This is a genomic window from Bradyrhizobium sp. Crot121, from assembly GCF_059512385.1.
On sequence record NZ_JCAMOR010000156.1, the window covers coordinates 1 to 6923 of the forward strand.

At 58.2% G+C, this 6923-nt stretch carries 11 protein-coding genes; 4 read left to right on the forward strand and 7 right to left on the reverse strand.

Annotated features, from left to right (window positions below; all coding sequences use genetic code 11):
* The 3 genes from AC5ZGW_RS44780 to AC5ZGW_RS44790 all read right to left on the reverse strand — a co-directional run.
* A partial coding sequence (locus tag AC5ZGW_RS44780) for a hypothetical protein (protein ID WP_496114129.1) occupies window positions 1–290 on the reverse strand: 290 nt, incomplete at its 3' end.
* Between the two features lie 252 nt (window positions 291–542).
* The gene (locus AC5ZGW_RS44785) at window positions 543–770 is read right to left on the reverse strand and encodes a hypothetical protein (protein WP_130230575.1); all 228 of its coding nucleotides are present in this window, start codon (window positions 768–770) and stop codon (window positions 543–545) included.
* Window positions 771–1218: 448 nt separating this feature from the next.
* Complete coding sequence (locus AC5ZGW_RS44790; RefSeq protein WP_130230573.1) at window positions 1219–1470, reverse strand: hypothetical protein; 252 nt, start codon at window positions 1468–1470, stop codon at window positions 1219–1221.
* Between the two features lie 315 nt (window positions 1471–1785).
* Between AC5ZGW_RS44790 and AC5ZGW_RS44795 the strand changes: the two genes are divergently transcribed.
* A complete protein-coding gene (locus tag AC5ZGW_RS44795; RefSeq protein WP_130230571.1) occupies window positions 1786–2346 on the forward strand; it encodes a hypothetical protein in 561 nt (186 codons plus the stop codon).
* A 655-nt stretch (window positions 2347–3001) separates the two neighbouring features.
* Complete coding sequence (locus AC5ZGW_RS44800; RefSeq protein WP_207231160.1) at window positions 3002–3280, forward strand: hypothetical protein; 279 nt, start codon at window positions 3002–3004, stop codon at window positions 3278–3280.
* Between the two features lie 413 nt (window positions 3281–3693).
* Here the strand turns inward: AC5ZGW_RS44800 and AC5ZGW_RS44805 are convergent, their stop codons facing one another.
* Window positions 3694–3906, reverse strand: coding sequence for a hypothetical protein (locus tag AC5ZGW_RS44805; protein ID WP_130230569.1), 213 nt, complete (start codon window positions 3904–3906; stop codon window positions 3694–3696).
* Window positions 3907–4596: 690 nt separating this feature from the next.
* Here AC5ZGW_RS44805 and AC5ZGW_RS44810 point away from each other — a divergent pair.
* Complete coding sequence (locus tag AC5ZGW_RS44810) at window positions 4597–4830, forward strand: hypothetical protein (protein WP_130230565.1); 234 nt, start codon at window positions 4597–4599, stop codon at window positions 4828–4830.
* 237 nt (window positions 4831–5067) lie between these two features.
* Here the strand turns inward: AC5ZGW_RS44810 and AC5ZGW_RS44815 are convergent, their stop codons facing one another.
* The 3 genes from AC5ZGW_RS44815 to AC5ZGW_RS44825 all read right to left on the reverse strand — a co-directional run bounded on the left by AC5ZGW_RS44815 (window position 5068) and on the right by AC5ZGW_RS44825 (window position 6763).
* The gene (locus tag AC5ZGW_RS44815) at window positions 5068–5886 is read right to left on the reverse strand and encodes a pentapeptide repeat-containing protein (RefSeq protein ID WP_130230563.1); all 819 of its coding nucleotides are present in this window, start codon (window positions 5884–5886) and stop codon (window positions 5068–5070) included.
* A gap of 163 nt (window positions 5887–6049) precedes the next feature.
* Window positions 6050–6520, reverse strand: a complete 471-nt coding sequence (locus tag AC5ZGW_RS44820) for a PaaI family thioesterase (protein ID WP_130230561.1) — start codon at window positions 6518–6520, stop codon at window positions 6050–6052.
* An 18-nt stretch (window positions 6521–6538) separates the two neighbouring features.
* Entirely contained in the window at window positions 6539–6763 is a 225-nt protein-coding gene (locus AC5ZGW_RS44825) for a helix-turn-helix domain-containing protein (protein ID WP_474418724.1), read from the reverse strand.
* Between AC5ZGW_RS44825 and AC5ZGW_RS44830 the strand changes: the two genes are divergently transcribed.
* Window positions 6704–6853 (forward strand): hypothetical protein, encoded by a 150-nt coding sequence (locus AC5ZGW_RS44830; RefSeq protein ID WP_474418726.1) that lies wholly within the window; start codon window positions 6704–6706, stop codon window positions 6851–6853. The genes AC5ZGW_RS44825 and AC5ZGW_RS44830 overlap by 60 nt on opposite strands.
* Window positions 6854–6923: the final 70 nt, after the last annotated feature.

A 6923-nucleotide genomic window follows, 5' to 3' on the forward strand; every position in this document is an offset into this window, starting at 1 on the left:
TTGTAGGCGGGGCCGTGTTCTAGCAGAAAGCGCTCCAACTGGCCGCCCTTCGCAACGCAGGTGCGAAAGAAGTGCTTCAACGGCACTATTATTGGACGTCGATCGTTGTAGGCGGGGCCGTGTTCTAGCAGAAAGCGCTCCAACTGGCCGCCCTTCGCAACGCAGGTGCGAAAGAAGTGCTTTAACGGCACTATTATTGGACGTCGATCGTTGTAGGCGGCGCCGTGTTCTAGCAGAAAGCGCTCCAACTGGCTGCCCTTCGCAACGCAGGTGCGAAAGAAGTGCTTCAACGGCACTATCGGGCGTCGATTGAGCATCGCTATCAACGCACATGAGGGACTCTGGTTGCGGCGGTCGGTGCCACCTCATGAAGGGCCAGTACCGCAACCCTATCCGGATCGTTAGCTTCAATATCGGTGAGGGTTGATCCCGCGAGGCATTCGCAATCTCTCCCCTGATGCCTATCTCCGGTGCGGCCCCGACAAGGAAGATAAGCTCGCAAGCATGAAATACAGCGATCGGGCAAGCCAAGCGCCGATGATTCATTTCCCGGCGATGGCTTTGGACAGAACATCGCACTGCTCGTCGAAGTCCAAATGCGGGTTTTGCCTTTTCACGACCTGTTCCAGCTCAAGCGCCGCGATAGCAAGCTCAACACCTAAACGCTTAAACAGCTCGCGTTGACGTGGATCCGTCGCCGACGTGCCGAGGTCGGCAAAGTGCTTCGCGTCAGCTCGAAGTTGGTGCCACTTCCCGGTGAGGTCCTTCATGGCTCATGTCCTCGGTTTGGCGTCGTTCTTGGCGGTCGAGTGCGACGCGCACTGCAGAGCTTTCGCCCAGCGGCCGCATCCGACACCTTCTTTCGAAGGGCAAGCAGCTGAGCCCTTTCCTGTTCCAGCCTGTCCATAACGATAATCACGATTTGAAAGTCCTCTTTAGAACCACCTTCGATTGGAAAATCCATTTACGCCTCCCTCGGGAAAAAATAGCATCGCCTCACCCGAGCGGCGGTCCACTTACCTGTGTTAAGCCGAAGCGAGATTTATTCTGCTCTTGAACATAGACAGCCTATCTGAGCGAATCCGACGAGTCAGATTCCCGACAGATCAGAATGAACTTACCTGCGCTGATCTCCGCTTGAATGCTCGCAAATCGAGCCGGCGAGATTGACTAGATCGTCTTACCAGCGAAAAACTCCGGCGCTAGCGCGTGCGTTCCTCAGCCAGACAACCGGGAAAACGCGGCAACTTGCGGGGGAACGATGCCGCTCACCACGGCTTTAAGGTAGATAATGTGCCCCCGGAGGTATTTGCCGATGACGAAAGGAAATGACGCCATGGATGCCGTTGAGCGTGGTTTCCTCGCTTGCGCGCTGGTCGGATTTTTAGCCTTGGCGACAGCCATTTGGCTGATGTAGGCTCCGGCGCCCAAACAGCCGTTGCGGCCCGAAGCAAGCGCCGTCGGCTCCATCAGCGATGCGATCAGTCTGCCGCTATGCGAAAGCGTTCTTCGCCTCGTACGCGGTGACCAGCGTCCGCATGCATCGGTTCGGAAGTAGACCTGCCATACTCCAATATTCGGTCGTTCGACCTGTAGGGCACAGACGACACCTCGACTTCGCCGATCTCTGCTGGGCCGAAGTGGAAATGATCCCTCTTCTCGCTGAGGTGCTACAATTCTCGCACAAGATACTGCCCTTCTGCGGCACCTCTGAGGTTGAGAGCAACACTAAGCCGCAACGAGCGTAGTTTTCGTTAGCGCCCCCTAACGCAACCGGTAAGAATTTTGGCCGTGCCGGTAAGCGGGCCGAAAGTACCGTATCGTATCAATCAGGCATCGAACGCCGAGTTCAGGATGCGCAGGGAACGCCAGAAGCCGCCCAAAGTTCGTCCGAGCCTTATCGACAGGATACAGCTGGCGGCGTCCTATGGTCGGCAGGTTGATGGGATTTGGATCGGAAGTTACTTTGCGCCGGAGCACTTGCCGCGCGTCGAACGTGCGCTGCTTCTCGTAAAGCAGCACAGTCCCTTGCAGTATTCCCGCATTATCAGGGACCTTGAGCGTATTTGGATTTTCCTGCTGCCGGGCGGCCTTGCCGAATACAAGCATTCACTCAAGGCGTGCGTGCTCGACAAGCGATCCGTGGCCGATTCGGCTGTGAATATAGAACAGATCGCCTCAGCTATCGTGCACGAAGCCACGCACGCAAAGCTGGAGCGGTTCGGAATCGAATACGACGAAGATCAGCGCGCGAGAATCGAGGCGATCTGTTTTCGTCGAGAGTTGGCCTTTGCCGTTCGATTGCCTGACGGCGCCCAGCTCTGGGAAGACCGGCATGAGATCTAAATTGGTACCAAGCCAACCCAGACTATTTTCGTGATGCTCAATTCATCGAGCGCCACGCCGATGGTCAAGTTGAGATGCTTCGAGACATCGGGACTCCGGAGTGGCTCATCCGAGCTATGCCCGCCCTGCAGTCAATAGCCGGCTGGGCAAGGAGATTGTTCCGCGTCGCCTCGCGTCCGGGCTGAAAGTTCACAGCTACCGCAAGATCGCAGTCCATCGCAGGTTATCCGGCCAGAGCGCCCCACGGGCTGCAACACACGAAATCGCACGGTGTCGGATCACTACCGGTTGTAGCGCGCGGCAGGCAACGGCGTCATAAAGGAACTGCGAAGCAATAGTGCCTATCTTCATCGGCCGCGGCACGCCACTTCCGCACGACGTAACGCACTGGTTTATTTGCGTTTTTTCGTTTTTTCCGTTTTGACACCTCCGTGCAATCGACTGCGAGAAACGCGTAACTCAGCTCCCCGCAAAGTGCTGGCCAGGGTTCAGCTTGGATGCATTCGAATGCGCCGCAGGGTCGGCGGGCGCACACCCCTCTGCAGCTCCCCCGAGCAAAAATAGTAGCGAACTGTGCTCAACCGAACAGAGACTTAGCGTCGATTGGCTAGAGTCCCACGTCCGCGTAGCGTACAGGCCAGCGAGGACGTGAGCCATGAAGGACCTCAGCGGAAGATTGCACCAGCTTCGGGTGGATGCCAACAATTGTGCCGTCATGGCCATGTCGGCGACGGATCCGAACAAACGCGAGCTGCTTAAGCGTTTGGCGGATGAGCTTGCCATCGAAGCACTTGAGCTGGAGCAGGTCGTGAAAAGCCAAACCGGGCATGTGGCCTCCGACGAGCAGTACGACGAGCAGCAGTACGATGCCTTCTCCAAGCCAGCGTTAGATCCCCCTATGCCGGTCCGGAGAAAGCCGCTCGCCGGCTCGTGAAGTGCGTGCGTGCAGTCGAGCGAAACAGACGGACTGCATTCACATCGAGAAAATCAACTACTCGTTTCTTTTTCAGGACAAGGCCAAGCCGCCCGGATACGGCGCCGGGTTTAAGTTCGCGATCGAGCGCAGGCTTGTGGATGCACGAGAGCGGCACCTACGTGAAGATCACGCCTGAAGCTGCCGAGATGCTTATTTGAAATCGCTGATCTGGCAGGGAGCTCTGCGGAAAGAAAGGTCCCAGCATCGGGGCCAAGCTGGGACCTTTCCTCTCCGGACGCGACAGGCGGCTGTTGCACGACTGTCCACTATCGAAGTCCCTAAAGGGTTCGATACCGGGACAGCATCCTCTCCACGTCACGTGCATGCCGCATGTACGCCTCGCCGATATCATGCCGCCTTGTTTCAGAACCTCAGTCGCGCTTGCGGCGGCGCTTAATCAGCCAATAGACGCCATAGCCGATGGCGAGCACCGGAAGACCGGCGCCAGCAATCGGCCCGGGGGCTCCGCTGATGTGGTGGGGGTGGTCTCCTCTATGGCGACCGCCGGAGGCATTTGCAGGCGGGGCAATCATCGTCAGAGCGAGGACAAAAAACGCGGCGGAAATGCCAGATAAAATCTTCATTAGATTTCTCCTGCATTTTGACCAGGCGTAAATAATGGTAATAAATTCCTTATTTAAAATTTAAATAGTTTAATTATTAAGAATTTTTTCTCGCGCCCCGCCCAGCCGACGGTTCACCCCCGGCTTGGGGAAAACGGTCGTTACGTCAATAGCGCTGCATTTTTCCCAATCGGCGAAGCGATATCCTTCTGATGTGGGGCTTTCGGTGCATCATGCAATTCAGCCGCATCATCGGTCCGACGGAAGACTTCCAAGTTTGGAGCGCGATAAGCCGCGGGTTCTCGTTCGTGATCAGTAATGAGAGCCGAACCGGCCCCGGGCTTCACGGAGAGCCCGGCTTTGTTGCCTCGTGGCGTCCCATCGATCTGAACAGGCCTGCGATCAGAGTGGGCGGTTCGCCGTTCAAAACCTTCGCTGAAGCCGAGAATGCGTGTGAGGCGATGCTGAAGCACCTGACCAACGACAGGGCCGGATAGGAGCATGAGCACGCCTGCGGCTGCGGCGCGGTCGGCCCGCCCTGCAACGTCCCGGCGCCTGGTAACGCACGTTGTGGAATATCCACTGGCGTCTCCATCACCGGTACTGTCCCTGGCGACCAGACGTGGTCAGCCTTGGAACACCAAAGGTTGGGGCGAGTTTACATACGGCCGTAGTCCAGGCGGGAGGCCCGAGACAAAGAAGGGCCGAACCATGACAACGTTCCGAACCGATCAAGTTGACGACGACAGGGTGAACATCAAGCGCGCCCCGAACACGCTGGCCGGGTCGATCGCCCGGGTCGACGATCACTGGCACGTCGAGATCATGTGGGGCGGCCCTGGCGGTGCCATTATCTACGAGGCGCCATCACTGCCCCGCGCGTTGGCGTTCATGGATGGGGTCGACGCGGCATTCGAACGGGTGATCAGGCTCGGAGAGCGCTAGACCATATTCTGTTCTGATTGGCCGCCGCTTACGTGCCGGAGACGGTGTGGGTTGCCCATCGCAACGGAGCCATTGGCCCTCCGATGGCACGAATTCCAACGATGAGCTGCTGCTCGCGACACTCAAGGCGTTTTGCGAAATCTGAAATCACGGCAGCTCGCACCTTCCATTATCGTGTTGGCGGCGATACGCGGATCGCTTCAGGCCGAAATGCCAGGTTTTGGCTCACTGCGATCGCTAAGGTGGGCGCCGAGCCAGGTTGAAGTTCCGGGCCTTGTCCAGATTGCGCGCCTTTTCCAACGCGGCTGCACTGGGCAAAAGGGCCGAGGCGAGGTCTGCCTCGGTGAAATCGGCGTCGGCGAGATTGGCGTTGGACAAGTCGGCTCCCGCAAGGTCGGCGTGGTTCAGGTTACAATTCGCCAGATTGGCGTTCTGCAGCTGCGCGAATCCCAGATCGGTGCGCGAGAGATTGGCACCGCTCAGATCCGCATTCCTGAGATCGGCAGATTTGAGCACGCCACGCATCAGGCCCATCGATTGGTTGCGCATATCAGCGCTCAGATCGGCGCCCGCAAGCGTGGCTCCAATCAAGTTGGCACCTGAAAGATCTGCGGTGATGCGAGCGCCGTTCAGATCGGCGCCGCCAAGCTTGGCGCGTTGCATCTGCGTGCCGAGCAGCGATGCCCCTACGAGAGACGCGTCCGTCAAATCCGCGTCGACCAGCCAGGCCTGGTTCAGGGTGGCCCGATCGAAGCGCGCGCGTTTCAGGCGAGTCCGGTTGAGCTTGACGAGGCGAAGATTGCCGCCGGAAAAGTCGAGGCCTGAGAGATCGAGATGCGACAGCCGCTTTCCTTGCAAATCCGCAGAGCGTTGGCCGGCGCCGTCCTCAGGCGCCATCTTGAGCAGCGCCTCGACCTCGGCGCGCGTCATCTCCGATGTCGACATTTCGGGACTGTTGAGGTCGACGCTGCGCAGCAGGTCCTGCGATACGGCGTCAATGGGATCAACCAGCAGCGCCGTCATCGACGCAAGGGCAAATGCGAGACGAAACAGCATCGCTGTCGCTCCGCTCCAGTAACCCGCTATTGTCTCTTGTATTAAGGTGAAGCGTCAAGTCACGGTCCTGGTGGTTGGAGGGAGCAAACAGGCCGCTAGATCATAGGGCTGCGGCGAAGCAATAGTGCCAGTCTTTATCGGCCGTAGCGCGCCATCGTCGGGTTCAACTCGGCAAGATGAGGCACGTGGTTGTGCCATGAGCGAGCAATCGGCCCTTGACGTCAGTGACACGCCCTTCGGCCGTGCCGATGCGGCGTCCACAATTCAAGACCGTTCCTTCGGCCCTGATCTGGCCTGTTTCCGGCGTGATGGGACGCACAAGAGAAATCTTGAACTCGAGCGTTGTCTGGGCCACGCCCATGTCCAGCATCGATTGGACCGCGAGCCCCATACAGCTATCAAACAGCGTCGCCGTGAGACCACCATGGACCGTGCCGGCTGGATTCAAGTGGGCGCCAGTTGGGATGAGCGTCACGACAACGCGACCGCGTGTCGCTTCGGTGACATCGTATCCCAAGGTTTGCGCCAAGGTGTTGAGAGGAATCGTGCCACTCGCAAGGCCCTGCACGAACTCCAATCCACTCATCGCTTTCTGTGTCTCGGCATCCACCGTCCCGAAGGTCTTGGTCAGCATCATATCGCTCCGTCTCGCTCAGCTCGTTTTCGTTTTTGGCGACGTGTTCTTGCGAAACGCCGATGGTGACCGGCCATAGATCCGGCTGAAAGATGCGCTCATGCGCCTTGCGCTCGAAAACCCGGCACGCTTGGCGATGAGAGGAATTGGAAGATCGCTTTCATCGAGGAGACGCTTTGCACGTTGAACACGAAGCGAAAGCGCGACTTGCAGGGGCGATGCATCGAGGTGCTCGGCAAACAGGCGCGCGAGGTGCCGGGCCCCTACTCCGAGACGATCGGCCAATGCTTCGATATTGCTCCGATCAAGCGCACCGTTTTCGATGAGGGCTAGGCTGTGTGGACTCTTGGGATTCTCAAATCAGACGGAACGTGATTCAAGGCTTTCTTTTAGGAGGAAGCCT